Raw genomic sequence first — 16,412 nt, forward strand, 5'->3', positions numbered from 1 at the left:
AACCGCACCGACGTTGGCGGAACCACCCCCTCCGCCCTACCGTCGAGCATGACCGGCATCGGGCCCGTCGAGCCGCACGAACCAGCGGCCGACAGCCACCCCCCAACGCCGCACCCCACCGACATCGTCGGCGCCGACTCCCCACACCCGTACGAACGTTGGGCCGCACTGCCCCCACGCAGACGCCGTCTCCTCCTCGCCGCGACGGTCACCGCGGCCACCGTCGCGGGCACCCTCCTCCTGCCCCACCCCGAACACCCCGCCCCCGGGCCGCCCGACCCCTGGCCCGCCCAGGTCACCCACCTCACGTACGAGGGAGCACGCGGCGACACCTTCCGGTTCACCGTCCGCGTCGACCACGGAGGACCCGTGACGATCCGTCACATACAGGCAGGAGACCCCCGCTTGAGCCTCACCACCACACCCCGCCCACCGATCGAGGCCACCGCGGACTCCCACCGCACCCTCACCGTACGGATCCACGTACGCGACGACTGCTCCGCCCTGCCCCGCGCCCTCGACATGACCTACCTGGACCTCACACTCACCAACCGGCGCGCCAGAGAACTCCACAGCTTCATCTTCGTCGACCGCTACCCGCACGACCTGCTCACCCTGCTGCGCGCCCGCTGCGCGGAGCCCCGCACCGAACTCACACAGCGGTAACACTCGGTTACCTCTGCCGCAACGAAGCAATGCGAACGTCGCACCGCGCAGCCCTGACGACGATCACGGGGTGTACGCGACCGAATCGATCTTGAGAACACCCCGCTCCACTACGGGACTTGAGGTGATCTTGGTCCGCCCCGCCCCAGCGGCAGGCCCGGCATAACAAGAACGTCACAGCCTCTTCCGCACCCACGCTCCACCCCGCCACCTGCGCTTATAGTCACGGCCAGTCACCGCGCCGCCGGGCGCTTCACTTGCACGGCCCCTGTACCACTCCGTACGGCCCGGCGAGACACACGGCCCCTGGACCAGGGGACCGCGCCAGGGAGAGGAATGATCGTGCGACACCGTTCTTTGCTCATACTCACCGCCGTGCTCACCACCGGAGCACTCACACTCACCGCCTGCGGATCGCGCGACGACGACAACAAGTCCGAGGGCGGCCAGAAGACCACCGTGGTCATCGGCGTCGACGCCCCGCTCAGCGGCGACCTCTCGGCCATCGGCATCGGCATCAAGAACTCCGTCGACCTGGCCGCGAAGATCGCCAACAAGAACAACGAAGTCAACGGCGTCACCTTCAAGACCCAGCCCCTCGACGACGTCGCCAACCCCTCCACCGGCGGACAGAACGCCACCAAACTCGTCGGCCAGGACGACGTCCTCGGCGTCGTCGGCCCCCTGAACTCCAGCGTCGCCCAGTCGATGCAGAAGACGTTCTCCTCCGCGAACCTCGTCCAGGTCTCCCCCGCGAACACCGCCCCCGAACTCACCCAGGGCGCCAAGTACGCGACCAAGAAGGCCCGACAGTTCGACACCTACTTCCGCACCGCCACCACCGACGCCCTCCAGGGCCCGTACGCCGCCCAATACGCGTACAACACCCTGAAGCTGAAGACCGTCTACTCCGTCGACGACAAGAAGACCTACGGAGCGGGCCTCGCCCGCACCTTCCGCGAGGAATTCACCAAGCTCGGCGGCAAGGTCGTCGCCACCGACCACATCAACCCCGACGACCGCGACTTCGGCGCCATCGCCACAAAGATCAAGAACTCCAAGGCCGACTTCGTCTACTACGGCGGCGAATACCCGGCCGGCGCCCCCCTCTCCAAGCAGATCAAGGACGCCGGAGCCAAGATCCCCGTCGTCGGCGGCGACGCCCTCCAGAGCGCCGACTACACCAAGCTCGCCGGCAAGGCCGCCGAAGGCGACTTCGCCACCTCCGTCGGCGCCCCGCCCGAGAAGCTCGACACCGCCAAGAAGTTCATCGCCGACTACGAGGCCGGCGGCTACAAGGAGCCCTACGAGACCTACGGCGCCCTCTCCTACGACGCCGCCTGGGTCATCATCCAAGCCGTCAAGCAGGTCATGTCCGACAACGACGGCAAGCTTCCCAGCGACCCCAAGGAAGCCCGCAAGAAGATCACCGAAGCCACCCAGAAGGTCTCCTTCAACGGCGTCACCGGCAACGTCGGCTTCGACGAGTACGGCGACACCACCAACCGCACCCTGACCGTCTACCAGGTCAAGAGCGGCAAGCACGCCCCGGTCAAGACCGGCGAGCTGGAAGCCCAGTAACACCCAGGGAGCGCCCGGCACCCCGGCCACTCCCCAGTACGAGCACAGCACCAAGCGCGGGGGGCCCACCAACAGCCCCCCGCGCACCCGTACTTGACACCACACCCACGGAGGCCCAGCGGTGCACGATCTGCCGCAACAGCTGGTCAACGGCCTGATCCTCGGAGCCCTGTACGGCCTCATAGCCGTCGGCTACACCATGGTCTACGGCATCATCCAGCTCATCAACTTCGCCCACGGCGAGATCTACATGATCGGCGGCTTCGGCGCCCTCACCATGTGGCTCTGGCTCCCCGGCGGAACATCACTCGCCCTCGCCCTGCCCCTCATGCTCCTGATGGGCATCACCTGCTCCGTCCTCATCGCCGTCGGCGCGGAACGTTTCGCCTACCGCCCCCTCAGAAACGCCCCACGCCTCGCACCCCTCATCACCGCCATCGGCCTCTCCATCGCCCTCCAACAAGCCGTCTGGGCCTTCTACCCCGACGCCAAGGCCGACCGCACCTTCCCCCAGTTCGAAGGCGGCCCCATCGACCTCGGCGCCTTCAACCTCCAACGCGGCGACCTCTTCCTCATCATCGCCGCCCCCATATGCATGGCCTCCCTCGCCTTCTTCGTCGCCAAAACCCGCACCGGCCGCGCCATGCAAGCCACCTCCCAAGACCCCGACACCGCCAAGCTCATGGGCATCAACACCGACCGCATCGTCGTCACCGCCTTCGCCATCGGCGGCGCCTTCGCAGCAGTCGCCGCCATGGCCTACGGCCTCAAATACGGCCAAGTCGGCTTCAAAATGGGCTTCATCGCCGGCCTCAAAGCCTTCACCGCCGCCGTACTCGGCGGCATCGGCAACATCTACGGCGCCATGATCGGCGGCCTCGCCCTCGGCCTCGCCGAAGCCCTCGCCACCGCCTACATCCAGGACATCCCCGGCATGGAACTCCTCGGCGGCGGAGCCTGGAAGGACGTCTGGGCCTTCGTCGTCCTCATCCTCGTCCTCCTCCTGCGCCCCCAAGGCCTACTCGGCGAACGCGTCGCGGACAGGGCGTGATCACCATGACGACAACCACCACACCCGCCATGAAGACCGCCGCCCTCCCCCTCCCCGAGAAGGCCGCCCGCTACGGCACCGCCGCAGCCGCCCTCCTCACCCTCGCCAGCACCTTCCTCGCCTGGACCTGGACAGAAGAATTCCCCGGCGACCTCACCGTCACCGGCTACCCCGGCGGACTCCAGGTCCTCACCCTCGCAGGAGCCCTCTTCACCCTGCTCCTCGCCCTCTCCGGACTCGGCACCCGCGGCCTGCGATGGCTCACCCCCGCAGGCACCACCGCCCCCACCCTCCTCTTCGCCCTCGGCACCCTCGGCACCACCGGCTTCACCATGGGCGCCATCTCCGCGAAACTCGGCGGCACCGCCAACCTCGAACCCGGAGCCTGGATCGCCGGCCTCGCCGCCCTCGCCACCACCCTCCTCGCCCTCGGCCTCCCCGCCGACACCCCCGACCCCGAAGCCACCAACCCCTGGACCCGCTTCCGCGCCGCACTCAAAACCCCACCCGCACGCCCGGCCACCATCACCCTCCCCAACTGGGCAGAAATCCTCCTCATCGCCGTCGCCTTCGGCCTCGCCCTCTACGTCTTCACGTACGGCATCGACACCGAATACGGCGAACTCTTCATCGGCTACCTCATCATCGTCGGCTTCGGAGCCGCCGCCCTCTCCAAATCCGGCCTCCTCAGCCGCATCACCGGCCTCACCAACAAACACCGCAACATCAGCCTCACCGCAGCCTTCGTCGCCGCAGCCGCCTTCCCCTTCACCCAGACCAACGACACCTACACCAACGTCGCCGCCAACATCCTCGTCTTCGCCACCGTCGCCCTCGGCCTCAACGTCGTCGTCGGCCTCGCAGGCCTCCTCGACCTCGGCTACGTCGCCTTCCTCGGCGTCGGCGCCTACGCCGCAGCCCTCGTCTCCGGCAGCCCCGACTCCACCATCGGCGTCCACTTCCCCTTCTGGGCAGCCGTACTCACCGGCATGGGCGCCTCACTCGTCTTCGGCGTCGCCATCGGCGCACCCACCCTGCGGCTGCGCGGCGACTACCTCGCCATCGTCACCCTCGGCTTCGGCGAGATCTTCCGCATCACCATGAACAACCTCGACGGCGACTCAGGCCCCGACGTCACCAACGGCCCCAACGGCATCCCCAACATCCCCGACCTCAAAATCTTCGGATTCGACCTCGGAGAAACCCACACCGTCCTCGGCGTCGACCTCGGCCGCTTCGCCAACTACTACCTCCTGATGCTGTTCTTCACGATCATCGTCGTGACCGTCTTCCGCCGCGCCGGCGCCAGCCGCATCGGCCGCGCCTGGGTCGCCATCCGCGAAGACGAAACAGCAGCCCGCGCCATGGGCATCAACGCCTTCCGCCTCAAACTCCTCGCCTTCGCACTCGGCGCGGCACTCGCAGGCATGGCCGGCTCCGTACAGGCCCACATCCAGTACTCCGTCACCCCCGACCAGTACAAGTTCGTCGAGAACGCACCCCCCAACTCCGCCTTCCTGCTCGCGGCAGTCATCCTCGGCGGCATGGGCACCGTCAGCGGCCCCCTCATCGGCGCGGCACTCCTGTACCTCATCCCAGCGAAACTCCAATTCATCGGCGACTACCAACTCCTCCTCTTCGGCGTCGCATTGATCCTCCTCATGCGCTTCCGCCCCGAAGGCCTCGTCGCCGACCGCCGCAAGCAACTCGAATTCCACGACACCGGCCAACTCGACGTCCCCGAACAAACAACCCTGCCCGGCGCCACGACAAAGGCAGGAGCGTAACCACGATGACCAACACGACCACCGTGCTCCAGGCAAGCGGCGTCACCATGCGCTTCGGCGGCCTCACCGCCGTACGCAACGTCGACCTCCACGTCGACCAAGGCGAAATCGTCGGCCTCATCGGCCCCAACGGCGCCGGAAAAACGACCTTCTTCAACTGCCTCACCGGCCTCTACATCCCCACCGAAGGCAGCGTCTCCTACCAAGGCAACACCCTCCCGCCCCAACCCCACCTCGTCACCCAGGCAGGCGTCGCCCGCACCTTCCAGAACATCCGCCTGTTCGCCAACATGACAGTGCTGGAAAACGTCCTGGTCGGCCGCCACACCCGCACCAAGGAAGGCCTCTGGTCCGCCCTCCTCCGCGGCCCCGGCTTCAAAAAGGCCGAACGCGGCAGCGAGGAACGCGCCATGGAACTCCTCGAGTTCATCGGCCTCGCCCACAAACGCGACCACCTCGCCCGCAACCTCCCCTACGGAGAACAGCGCAAGCTGGAAATCGCGCGGGCACTGGCGAGCGAACCGGGCCTGCTTCTGCTGGACGAACCCACCGCCGGCATGAACCCGCAAGAAACCCGCGCCACCGAAGAACTCGTCGTCGCCATCCGCGACAAGGGCGTCGCCGTCCTCGTCATCGAGCACGACATGCGCTTCATCTTCAACCTCTGCGACCGCGTCGCCGTACTCGTCCAAGGCGAAAAGCTGGTGGAGGGCACCAGCGAGGTGGTCCAAGGCGACGAACGCGTCATCGCCGCCTACCTCGGCACCCCCTTCGAAGGCGCCCCCGAAGACACCGCCATCGAAGAAGTCCAGGCCGCGGAAGCCCAGGCCGGCGGGGAAGGAAACGACCAGTGACCGCACTGCTCGAGGTCGAAGACCTCAAGGTCGCCTACGGCAAGATCGAAGCCGTCAAGGGAATCTCCTTCAGCGTGGAGGAGGGCCAGGTCGTCACCCTGATCGGCACCAACGGCGCCGGCAAGACGACCACCCTGCGCACACTGTCCGGACTGCTGAAACCTTCGGGCGGCAAGATCACCTTCGCGGGACAGCCACTGGCCACCGTCCCCGCACACAAGATCGTCGCCATGGGCCTCGCCCACTCCCCCGAAGGCCGCCGCATCTTCCCCCGCCTGACCATCATGGAGAACCTCCAGCTCGGAGCATTCCTCCGCCGCGACCAGGCGGCCGTCGAAAAGGACATGCAGCGGGCGTACGAGCTGTTCCCCATCCTGGGCGAACGACGGAAGCAGGCGGCCGGAACGCTGTCCGGGGGCGAACAGCAAATGCTGGCCATGGGACGGGCGTTGATGTCACAACCGAAACTGCTGATGCTCGACGAACCCTCCATGGGCCTCTCGCCGATCATGATGCAGAAGATCATGGCGACCATCAACGAACTCAAAGCCCAAGGCACCACCATCCTGCTCGTCGAACAGAACGCACAGGCCGCTCTGTCGCTCGCCGACCAAGGGCACGTGATGGAGGTCGGCTCCATCGTGCTGTCGGGCACCGGCGAGGACCTGCTGCATGACGAATCCGTACGGAAGGCCTACCTCGGCGAGGACTGATGCCTTTACGTAAATGTGGCCCGTGCCCCTGGGAGGGGCACGGGCCACATTGACATCCGGCGGGCCTCAGCCCTTCGACGCCTTCTTCTCCTCGGCGTCCTGAATGACCGCCTCGGCAACCTGCTGCATCGAAAGACGACGATCCATCGACGTCTTCTGAATCCAACGGAACGCCGCCGGCTCCGTCAGCCCGTACTCCGTCTGAAGCACCGACTTCGCCCGGTCCACCAGCTTCCGCGTCTCCAAGCGCTGCGTAAGGTCCGCGACCTCGTTCTCCAGCGTCTTCAGCTCCGTGAACCGGGACACGGCCATCTCGATCGCCGGGACGACGTCACTCTTGCTGAACGGCTTCACCAGGTACGCCATCGCGCCCGCGTCGCGCGCACGCTCCACCAGGTCGCGCTGCGAGAACGCGGTCAGCATCAGAACCGGGGCGATCGACTCACCGGCGATCTTCTCCGCCGCGCTGATGCCGTCCATCTTCGGCATCTTCACGTCGAGGATCACCAGGTCGGGCTTGTGCTCACGGGCCAGCTCGACGGCCAGCTCGCCGTCGCCGGCCTCGCCCACGACGGAGTAGCCCTCTTCCTCGAGCATCTCTTTGAGGTCGAGGCGGATGAGGGCCTCGTCCTCGGCGATGACGACGCGGGTCGTCAGCGGCGGGACGTGCGACTTGTCGTCGTCGACTGCGTCTACGGGCTCGGGCGTCTCGGGGGCGGTCACGGGGGCGCTCCTTGTTCGGGCAGGCGGTGTGCTGCTGCCCCAAAGCCTACCTAGCTGCGACTCGCGTTCATGAACCGGTACACTCAGCGCAGTGCCGAGCCGGGTTGGTGGAACGGTATACACGGAGGTCTCAAACACCTCTGCCTGAGAGGGCTTGCGGGTTCGAATCCCGCACCCGGCACAGACCAGAAAGCGGATGCTCACGTTCTCGTGAACATCCGCTTTTTGCTGCGCGGCGTGACGGCCGCTCACTCAGAGTGTTCACATGAAGCAGCACAGCCCTTCCCTTCGGGAACGCGCGATCGAACTCATGCGGCAAGGCGTCCCGAACCGGGAGGTCGCTGAGCACCTGGGCGTGCCCAGGGGCACCGTCGGCTGGTGGCGCAGCGAAGACCGGCGCGCCCGCGGTGAGGTGTACAGGCAACCGACGGACTGCCCTCGGTGCACCGGCCGGGACTTCGACCACGTCGCTTACTCATACCTGCTCGGGCTCTACCTCGGAGACGGCCACATCGTCTCCAAGCCCAAGCAGAACCACCTGTCCATTTTCTGCAACGCCTCACAGGTCGGCCTGATCGCCGCCGCCGAGGAGGCCATGCGCAAGGTCATGCCGAACCCAGGTGTGGGCAGGCACCAAAAGATCGGCTGTACCGAGGTGAAGTCCTACACCAAACACTGGACCTGCATGTTCCCTCAGCACGGCCCCGGCAAGAAGCACGACCGCAAGATCACCCTCGCCGACTGGCAGCAGGAGATCGTCGACGCCCACCCGTGGGAGTTCCTCCGGGGGCTCATCCACTCCGACGGGTGTCGGATCACGAACTGGACGACCCGGGTCGTCGGTGGTGAGCGCAAGCGCTACGAGTACCCGCGGTACTTCTTCACCAACAAGTCCGACTGCATCCGGCACCTGTACACCGACACCCTCGACCGGCTCGGCGTCACGTGGACGCACTGCACCCGCCACGGCAACCCGTACAACATCTCGGTCGCCCGCAAACAGGACGTGGCCCTGCTGGACGTCCACATCGGCCCCAAGTATTGAACTACTTCGGGCTGTCGTCCTCGCCGATGTGGTGGATGCGGACCAGGTTCGTGGAGCCCGCCACCCCCGGAGGGGAGCCCGCCGTGATGACCACGACGTCGCCCTTCTTGCAGCGGCCGATCTTCAGGAGTTGTTCGTCGACCTGGGCGACCATCGCGTCGGTGGACTCGACGTGCGGGCCCAGGAACGTCTCCACGCCCCACGTGAGGTTGAGCTGCGAGCGCGTCGCCGACTCCGGCGTGAAGGCCAGGAGCGGGATCGGCGAGCGGTAGCGGGAGAGCCGGCGGACGGTGTCGCCGGACTGGGTGAAGGCGACGAGGAATTTGGCGCCGAGGAAGTCGCCCATTTCGGCTGCCGCGCGGGCGACCGCGCCGCCCTGGGTGCGGGGCTTGTTGCGTTCGGTCAGGGGCGGGAGGCCCTTGGCGAGGATGTCTTCCTCTGCCGCTTCGACGATGCGGCCCATTACCTTGACCGTTTCGATGGCGTATTTTCCGACGCTGGTTTCACCGGAAAGCATGACGGCGTCCGTACCGTCGATGACGGCGTTCGCCACATCGCTCGCCTCCGCCCTCGTCGGGCGGGAGTTGTCGATCATCGAGTCGAGCATTTGGGTCGCGACGATGACGGGCTTCGCGTTGCGCTTGGCGAGTTTGATGGCGCGCTTTTGGACGATCGGGACTTGTTCGAGGGGCATTTCGACGCCGAGGTCGCCGCGGGCGACCATGATGCCGTCGAATGCGGCGACGATGTCGTCGATGTTGTCGACGGCCTGGGGCTTTTCGACCTTGGCGATGACGGGGAGCCGGCGGCCTTCTTCTTGCATGATGCGGTGGACGTCTTCGATGTCGCGGCCGCTGCGGACGAAGGAGAGGGCGATGATGTCGGCGCCGGTGCGCAGGGCCCAGCGGAGGTCTTCCTGGTCCTTGTCGCTGAGGGCGGGGACGGAGACGGCGACGCCGGGGAGGTTGAGGCCCTTGTGGTCGGAGACCATGCCGCCTTCGATGACGCGGGTGCGGACGCGGGGTCCGTCGACTCCGGTGACTTCGAGGGTGACTTTGCCGTCGTCGACGAGGATGCGTTCGCCGGTGGTGACGTCTTCGGCGAGGCCGTCGTAGGTGGTGCCGCAGGTTTGGCGGTCGCCTTGGATGCCGTTTTCGACGGTGATGGTGAAGTCGTCGCCGCGTTCGAGTAGTACGGGTCCTTCGCTGAATCGGCCGAGTCGGATCTTCGGGCCTTGAAGGTCGGCGAGGATTCCGACGCTGCGGCCGGTTTCGTCGGAGGCCTTTCGTACGTGCTGGTAGCGCTCCTCGTGTTCGGCGTAGGTGCCGTGGCTGAGGTTGAAGCGGGCTACGTCCATTCCGGCTTCGACGAGTGCCTTGATCTGCTCGTACGAGTCGGTGGCGGGGCCCAGGGTGCAGACGATCTTTGCTCGGCGCATGCTTTCGACCCTAGACCTTACCGACGGGTAGAGAATTGGTCGGTCATGACTACTCAACAACCTTTACGTGAAGGGCTATTGACAAGGGTTGAATTTGGGCGACACTGCGCTCTGATGAGCGGCTAAGTGGCTCACAGCTCCGGTGGGTGCATCGTAAAGCGGGCGTTGACCTGGGCCCGTACGCGCTGGCGTTGGGGTTCGAGGTCGAGTGCGGGGGCGGGTTCTGCTTCGGCGCCGGCGAAGGTGGCCATGCGCATGGCGCCGGGTGCGGGCATGGCGCGGTCGGTCATGGGGTTGTCGGCGCCGATGTCGGCGATTTCGATGAGGGCGGCGAGGGTGGTGCCGAGGGCTTCGGCGTATTCGCGGGCGCGCCCGACGGCTTCGCGGACGGCTTGTTGGCGGGCTTGGGCGTGGACGGGTGAGGTGGGGCGCAGCGACCACCAGGGGCCGTCGACGCTGGTGAGGTCGAGGTCGGCGAGGCGGGTGGTGAGTTCGCCGAGTGCGGTGAAGTCGGTGAGGTCGGCGGTGATGTGGACGCGGCCGTGGTAGGTGCGGATGCGTTCGCCGCGGCCTCGTTTGGTGAGTTCGGGGGTAATGGAGAGGGCGCCGGTGGCGGTTTTGTCGATGGCGTCGCCGTAGCCCTTGATGAGGTCGAGTACGTGGGTGTTGCGGCGGGTGAGGTCTTCGAGGGCGGTGCGGCGGTCGGTGCCGCGGGCGGCGACGGTGATGCCGATGCGGGCGATTTCGGGTTCGGCTTCGATGTGGGCTTCGCCGCGGACGGCGATGCGGGGGGCTTCGGGGGTGGCGGTGTGGTGGTGGTCGTTGGTCATGGGCCCACCTTGTCATCATCGAAACGAAACCTTGTGAGGCTGTTGCGAGTTGGGGTTGGTGAGCAAGAATCTACGCGCGTCGCTATGGCGTACACGTAGACGAGGAGACGTCGATGTCGTTGGACCGTAGATCCTTTCTCGCCAGTTCGGCCGCGTCGGGTGCCGGGGTGGCTCTGACGGGTGCGGTGGCCGCGCCCGCTTCCGCGGCGGGGGCGAAGCCGAAGGGCCGGCCGAAGAAGCGGTACGCGTTCACCGTGATGGGGACGACGGATCTGCACGGTCATGTCTTCAACTGGGACTACTTCAAGAACGCGGACTACTCGGACGCGGCGGGCAACGCGCAGGGGCTTGCGCGGGTGTCGACGCTGGTGGATCAGGTGCGCGCGGAGAAGGGCCGGGCGAACACCCTGCTCATCGATGCGGGGGACACGATTCAGGGGACCCCGCTGACGTACTACTACGCGAAGGTCGATCCGATCACGGCGGCCGGTGGTCCGGTGCATCCGATGGCGCGGGCGATGAACGCGATCGGGTACGACGCGGTGGCGTTGGGCAATCACGAGTTCAATTACGGCATCGAGACGCTGCGGAAGTTCGAGTCGCAGTGCGAGTTTCCGCTGCTTGGCGCGAACGCGGTGGATGCGAAGACGGAGAAGCCGGCGTTTCCTCCGTACTTCATGAAGCGGCTGCGCACTCCGCACGGCAAGGACGTGAAGGTGGCGGTGCTTGGTCTGACGAATCCGGGGATCGCGATCTGGGACAAGGCGTACGTGCAGGGTGTGTTGAAGTTCCCTGGGCTTGAGGAGCAGGCGGCGAAGTGGGTGCCGAAGCTGCGGTCGATGGGCGCTGACGTGGTGATCGTGTCGGCGCATTCGGGGGCGTCGGGGCAGTCTTCGTACGGGGATCAGGTGCCGTATGTGGAGAACGCGGCGGCGAATGTCGCGAAGCAGGTGCCGGGGGTCGACGCGATTCTGGTCGGCCACGCGCACGTGGAGATCGCACAGCAGCTGGTGACGAACGAGAAGACGGGCAAGACGGTCGTCCTGTCCGAACCGCTCTGTTATGCCGAGCGGTTGACGTTGTTCGACTTCGATCTGGTGTGGGAGAAGGGCCGTTGGACGGTCGAGTCGGTGAAGGCGTCGCTGCGGAACACGAACACGGTGGCGGACGATCCGGAGATCTCGAAGCTGATGAGTGAGCAGCACGAGGTGGTGGTGGCGTATGTCAATCGGGTCGTGGGGACGGCGAAGCAGACGCTGACGACGGTGGACGCCCGCTACAAGGATGCGCCGATCATCGATTTGATCAACAAGGTGCAGTCGGATGTGGTGGCGAAGGCTTTGGAGGGCACGGAGTACGCGAAGCTTCCGGTGCTTTCGCAGGCGTCGCCGTTCTCGCGTACGTCGGAGATTCCTGCGGGTGATGTGACGATCCGGGATCTGTCGAGCTTGTATGTGTACGACAACACGCTGGTGGCGAAGGTGATGACGGGTGCGCAGGTGCGGGCGTACCTGGAGTATTCGGCGGAGTATTTCGTGCGGACGGCGGCGGGCGCTGCGGTGGATGTGGACAAGCTGACGAACGCGGGGAATCGGCCGGACTACAACTACGACTATGTGTCGGGGTTGTCGTACGACATCGACATCGCGCAGGCGGCGGGTTCGCGGATCAGGAATCTGACGTTCGACGGCAAGGCTGTGGATGACGCGGCGCAGTTCGTGTTCGCGGTGAACAACTATCGGGCGAACGGTGGTGGCGCGTTCCCGCATGTGGCGGCGGCGAAGGAGCTGTGGTCGGAGTCGACGGAGATCCGGACGCGGATCGCGGAGTGGGTGACGGCGAAGGGCGTCCTCGACCCGGCTGATTTCGCTTCGGTGGACTGGCGGTTGACGCGGGAGGGGACGCCGGTGTTCGCGTCGTGACTCGTTAGGCGGCCACGGTTCAGTCCTGGAGTTTGACCATGGTGCCGCGCTCTCCGGTCTGTTGTCCGGGCAGGGGGGCGCGGTTTTCGTGTCCGGTGAGGCCGAAGGTGGTGAAGGCGGTGCGCCGGGGTTGCGGGTAGGGGTCTTTTCCGGTCAGGGAGTTGAGGATGGTGGCGCTGCGCCAGGCGGCGAGTCCGAGGTCGGGGGCGCCGACTCCGTGGGTGTGGCGTTCGGCGTTCTGTACGTAGACGGATCCTTGGACGCGGTTGTCGAGGACGAGGCGGAACTGGTCGTCGATGCGGGGGCGTTCGGAGTGGTCGCGGCGCAGGTAGGGGTCGAGGCCGGTGAGCATGCCGCTGAGGGGGCGTTCCTTGTAGCCGGTGGCGAGGACGACGGCGTCGGTGGTGAGGCGGGAGCGGGTGCCCTGTTGGCGGTGTTCGAGGTGGAGTTCGACTTTGGTGGCGGCGACGCGGCCTGCGGTGCGGATGCTGACGCCGGGGGTGAGGGTGGCGTCGGGCCAGCCGCCGTTGAGGGTGCGCTGGTAGAGCTCTTCGTGGATGGCGGCGATGGTGTCGGCGTCGATGCCTTTGTGGAGTTGCCATTGGGCGGGGACGAGGCGGTCGCGTTCGGCTTCGGGGAGGTGGTGGAAGTAGTGGCTGTAGTCGGGGGTGAAGTGTTCGAGGCCGAGTTTGCTGTATTCCATGGGCGCGAACGCTTCGCTGCGGGCGAGCCAGTGGATCTTTTCGTGGCCTGCGGGGCGGGAGCGCAGGAGGTCGAGGAAGATTTCGGCGCCGGACTGGCCGCTGCCGATGACGGTGATGTGGTCGGCGGCGAGCAGGCGGTCGCGGTGGGTGAGGTAGTCGGCGGAGTGGACGACGGGCACGGTGGGTGCGTCGGCGAGTGGTTTGAGGGGTTCGGGGATGTACGGGGCGGTGCCGACGCCGATGGCGACATTCTTGGTGTAGGTGCGGCCGAGGGCTTCGGCTTCGCCTTCGGCGTCGAGTTGGGTGTAGTCGACTTCGAAGAGGGCGCGTTCGGTGTTCCAGCGGACGGCGTCGACCTGGTGGGAGAAGTGGAGTCCGGGGAGGTTTTCGCTGACCCAGCGGCAGTAGGCGTCGTATTCGGCGCGCTGGATGTGGAAGCGCTCGGCGAAGTAGAAGGGGAAGAGGCGTTCGCGGGTCTTGAGGTAGTTGAGGAATGTCCAGTGGCTGGTGGGGTCGGCGAGGGTCACCAGGTCGGCGAGGAAGGGGACTTGGAGGGTGGCGCCTTCGATGAGGAGGCCGGGGTGCCAGTGGAAGTCGGGGCGTTGTTCGTAGAAGGCGGTGTCGAGTTCGGTGAGGGGGTGGGCGAGGGCGGCGAGGGAGAGGTTGAAGGGGCCGATGCCGATGCCGACGAGGTCGCGGGGTTCCTCGGTGGGCGGGGTTGCGGGCTTGGGGGTGGGCCCGGCGGGTGCGGCTGTCATCGGGGCGTGTGTCCTTCCACCAGTTCCAGGAGGGCGGTGAGGTCTTCGGGGGTGGCGTGCGGGTTGAGCAGGGTGGCTTTGAGGTAGAGCTTTCCGTCCATGCGGGCGCGGCCGAGGACGGCGCGGCCTTCGGTGAGCAGGGTGCGGCGGATCGCGGCGAGTTGCTCGTCGGTGGCGCCGGTGGGCCTGAAGAGGACGGTGGTGAGGGTGGGGGTGTCGTAGAGCTCGAAGTTCGGGTGTGTGTCGATGAGTCGCGCGAGGTGGTGGGCGAGGGCGGTGACCTGGTCGACGAGGGCGGCGAGTCCGGTGCGGCCGAGGGCTTTGAAGGTGACGGCCGTTTTGAGGACGTCGGGGCGGCGGGTGGTGCGCAGGGAGCGGCCGAGGAGGTCGGGGAGTCCTGCTTCGGTGTCGTCGTCGGCGTTGAGGTAGTCGGCCTGGTGGGCGAGGGCGGTGGTTTCGGTGGTGTCGCGGACGGCGAGGATGCCGGCGGCGACGGGTTGCCAGCCGAGTTTGTGCAGGTCGAGGGCGACGGTGTGGGCGCGGGCGAGACCGTGGAGTTTGGGGGCTTCGCGGGGGCTGAAGAGGGCGCCTGCGCCGTAGGCGGCGTCGATGTGGAGGCGGGCGCCGTGCCGTTCGCAGATGTCGGCGATCTCGGGGAGCGGGTCGATGAGGCCGGCGTCGGTGGTGCCTGCGGTGGCGGCGACGAGCTTGGGGCCGGGGAGCTCGGTGAGTGCTTCGTCGAGGGCGGCGGGGTCGAGGGTGCCGGCGGGGGCGGGCACGGTGACCGGTTCGGGCAGGCCGAGGAGCCAGGCGGCGCGGGCGAGGCTGTGGTGGGCGTTGGCCCCGACGAGGAGGTGGACGGGTTCGCCGGGGGCGGCGGCCTCTGCGGTTTCCCGGGCGAGGAGGACGGCGAGCTGGTTGGCTTCGGTGCCGCCGGTGGTGACGAGGGCGTCGGGGGTGGGGGGTGCGTGGGTGCGTGGGGTTTGGGCGTGGGGGGCGTCGGTTGCGGGGGCGGTGTGGGCGGCGTGGGGGCCGTAGACCTCGTGGGCGAGGGTGGTGGTGACGAGGGCTTCGAGGGCGGAGGCGGCGGGGGCCTGGTCCCAGGAGTCCATGGAGGGGTTGAGGGCGCTCGCGGCGAGGTCGGCGGCGGTGGCGACGGCCAGCGGCGGGCAGTGCAGGTGGGCTGCGCACAGCGGGTCGGCGGGGTCCGCGGCGCCTTCGGCGAGGGCGGTGACGAGGGTGCGCAGCGCGTCTTCGGGCCCTGTGCCGTGGGTGGGCAGCAACTCGCCTACGTTGTGGTGGAGTTGTGCCGTGACGGCCTCGGGGCCGCCGGCCGGGAGGGGGCCGCCTCGGTGGGCGGCGCCTTTGTGCAGTGCGTCGAGGACTGTGGCGAGCAACGGCCGCAGGGCGTCGGGGCCTTGGGTACCTCCGGCGAGGGGCGGCGAGCTGCGCATACGGGTCCTTTGCGTGGTTGGCGTACGTGATGCATCAGCTTGCCTTTTGCCTGCTGATGCGTCCGCCGTACCGGGGAAGCTGACCCGAAAGTGGTAGGGGTGGGGGTGGGTGGGGGGAATCCTGTGCTAAGCCCCTCCGGGGGGTGCGGGTGGGGTGGGGCCGGTGGTCGGTGGGTGGGCCGCCGGACCGGGTGGGGGTGGTCTTCTGGCTTGGGGACGGATTGGCGATTTTGGGGCGGCGGGTCGGCGTTTGGCCCGTTCCTCGCTCATCTCCCACCCGCCCGCCCCCTCCGGGGCTTCGGGTCGGCCGGGGCTCGACTCCCCTGGGCCGCACCGGGGTTGGGTGCCAGGGACTGCGCCCCGGGCCCTCGCCCTCCTTCGGGCTCGTGCCTCTCGCCCACGAACCGGGCCTGACGGGGTGGGCCTCCGGCCTGGGTGGGTGGGGCACCGCCCGGGGGCCGCCGTGGGGGTGCGTGGCGGTTGGCCCGCTCCTCACTCGTCTCCCACCACCCTCCCCCTCCGGGGGCTTCGGCCCGATCGGAGCTCGACTCTCCTGGCCCGCACCAGGGTTGGCCCCCAGGGGCTGCGCCCCGGCCACCCATCTCCCGTCGGTCTCGTCCTCAGGCGCCGGACGGGCTTGATGGGGCGGCCCGCGCCGCCGCAGGTGCGTGCTTCCCACACTTCGATGGACCAGTGGCCCCCGGGCTCCGGGCTCCGGGCTCCGGGCTCCGGGCTCCGGGCTCCGGGCTCCGGGCTCCGGGCTCCGGGCTCCGGGCTCCGGCGGGGAACGGGAGCACTCGGCGTCCGGCACGCCCGTCTCGCTCGGCGGCCGCAAGCCTTAGGGGCTTCCACCTGGGGCATCGATCCCGGCAGCACCCCAGGTGAC

Annotated in this window: 13 protein-coding genes and 1 tRNA gene; 9 read left to right on the forward strand and 5 right to left on the reverse strand. The window is 67.6% G+C overall.

Going from position 1 to position 16,412, the window contains the following annotated elements; translation table 11 throughout:
* The first annotated feature begins 48 nt into the window (after positions 1-48).
* The 6 genes from ACFV9W_RS27475 to ACFV9W_RS27500 all read left to right on the forward strand — a co-directional run bounded on the left by ACFV9W_RS27475 (position 49) and on the right by ACFV9W_RS27500 (position 6,652).
* On the forward strand, positions 49-666 hold the full coding sequence (locus ACFV9W_RS27475; RefSeq protein WP_385765624.1) for a hypothetical protein: 618 nt from the start codon (positions 49-51) through the stop codon (positions 664-666).
* A 342-nt stretch (positions 667-1,008) separates the two neighbouring features.
* Positions 1,009-2,247 carry a branched-chain amino acid ABC transporter substrate-binding protein gene (locus ACFV9W_RS27480; RefSeq protein ID WP_385765627.1) on the forward strand — a complete coding sequence of 413 codons (1,239 nt, stop codon included), beginning with the start codon at positions 1,009-1,011 and terminating at the stop codon, positions 2,245-2,247.
* Positions 2,248-2,368: 121 nt separating this feature from the next.
* Positions 2,369-3,298 (forward strand): branched-chain amino acid ABC transporter permease, encoded by a 930-nt coding sequence (locus ACFV9W_RS27485; protein ID WP_385765630.1) that lies wholly within the window; start codon positions 2,369-2,371, stop codon positions 3,296-3,298.
* Between the two features lie 5 nt (positions 3,299-3,303).
* Entirely contained in the window at positions 3,304-5,085 is a 1,782-nt protein-coding gene (locus tag ACFV9W_RS27490) for a branched-chain amino acid ABC transporter permease (RefSeq protein ID WP_385765633.1), read from the forward strand.
* Between the two features lie 5 nt (positions 5,086-5,090).
* On the forward strand, positions 5,091-5,939 hold the full coding sequence (locus tag ACFV9W_RS27495; RefSeq protein ID WP_385765636.1) for an ABC transporter ATP-binding protein: 849 nt from the start codon (positions 5,091-5,093) through the stop codon (positions 5,937-5,939).
* Positions 5,936-6,652: an ABC transporter ATP-binding protein gene (locus ACFV9W_RS27500; protein WP_385765639.1), complete on the forward strand. Its 717-nt coding sequence runs from the start codon at positions 5,936-5,938 to the stop codon at positions 6,650-6,652. The genes ACFV9W_RS27495 and ACFV9W_RS27500 overlap by 4 nt, the downstream gene beginning before the upstream one ends.
* A gap of 66 nt (positions 6,653-6,718) precedes the next feature.
* Here ACFV9W_RS27500 and ACFV9W_RS27505 read toward each other — a convergent pair whose 3' ends face one another.
* Complete coding sequence (locus ACFV9W_RS27505) at positions 6,719-7,375, reverse strand: ANTAR domain-containing response regulator (RefSeq protein WP_385765642.1); 657 nt, start codon at positions 7,373-7,375, stop codon at positions 6,719-6,721.
* A 98-nt stretch (positions 7,376-7,473) separates the two neighbouring features.
* Here ACFV9W_RS27505 and ACFV9W_RS27510 point away from each other — a divergent pair.
* Positions 7,474-7,556, forward strand: a tRNA-Leu gene (locus ACFV9W_RS27510).
* A gap of 84 nt (positions 7,557-7,640) precedes the next feature.
* A complete protein-coding gene (locus ACFV9W_RS27515; protein ID WP_385765645.1) occupies positions 7,641-8,420 on the forward strand; it encodes a helix-turn-helix domain-containing protein in 780 nt (259 codons plus the stop codon).
* A 1-nt stretch (position 8,421) separates the two neighbouring features.
* On the opposite strand, the gene pyk is transcribed toward ACFV9W_RS27515, so the two are convergent.
* Positions 8,422-9,858, reverse strand: a complete 1,437-nt coding sequence (gene pyk / locus ACFV9W_RS27520) for a pyruvate kinase (RefSeq protein WP_385765648.1) — start codon at positions 9,856-9,858, stop codon at positions 8,422-8,424.
* Between the two features lie 131 nt (positions 9,859-9,989).
* Positions 9,990-10,688, reverse strand: coding sequence for an SIMPL domain-containing protein (locus ACFV9W_RS27525; RefSeq protein WP_385765651.1), 699 nt, complete (start codon positions 10,686-10,688; stop codon positions 9,990-9,992).
* Between the two features lie 113 nt (positions 10,689-10,801).
* On the opposite strand from ACFV9W_RS27525, the gene ACFV9W_RS27530 reads away from it, so the two are divergent.
* A complete protein-coding gene (locus ACFV9W_RS27530; RefSeq protein ID WP_385765654.1) occupies positions 10,802-12,610 on the forward strand; it encodes a bifunctional metallophosphatase/5'-nucleotidase in 1,809 nt (602 codons plus the stop codon).
* A gap of 19 nt (positions 12,611-12,629) precedes the next feature.
* Here the strand turns inward: ACFV9W_RS27530 and ACFV9W_RS27535 are convergent, their stop codons facing one another.
* On the reverse strand, positions 12,630-14,072 hold the full coding sequence (locus tag ACFV9W_RS27535; protein ID WP_385765657.1) for a lysine N(6)-hydroxylase/L-ornithine N(5)-oxygenase family protein: 1,443 nt from the start codon (positions 14,070-14,072) through the stop codon (positions 12,630-12,632).
* Positions 14,069-15,526 carry a pyridoxal phosphate-dependent decarboxylase family protein gene (locus ACFV9W_RS27540; protein WP_385765660.1) on the reverse strand — a complete coding sequence of 486 codons (1,458 nt, stop codon included), beginning with the start codon at positions 15,524-15,526 and terminating at the stop codon, positions 14,069-14,071. The genes ACFV9W_RS27535 and ACFV9W_RS27540 overlap by 4 nt, the downstream gene beginning before the upstream one ends.
* Positions 15,527-16,412: the final 886 nt, after the last annotated feature.

This window comes from Streptomyces sp. NPDC059897 (genome assembly GCF_042730865.1).
GTDB lineage: Bacteria > Actinomycetota > Actinomycetes > Streptomycetales > Streptomycetaceae > Streptomyces.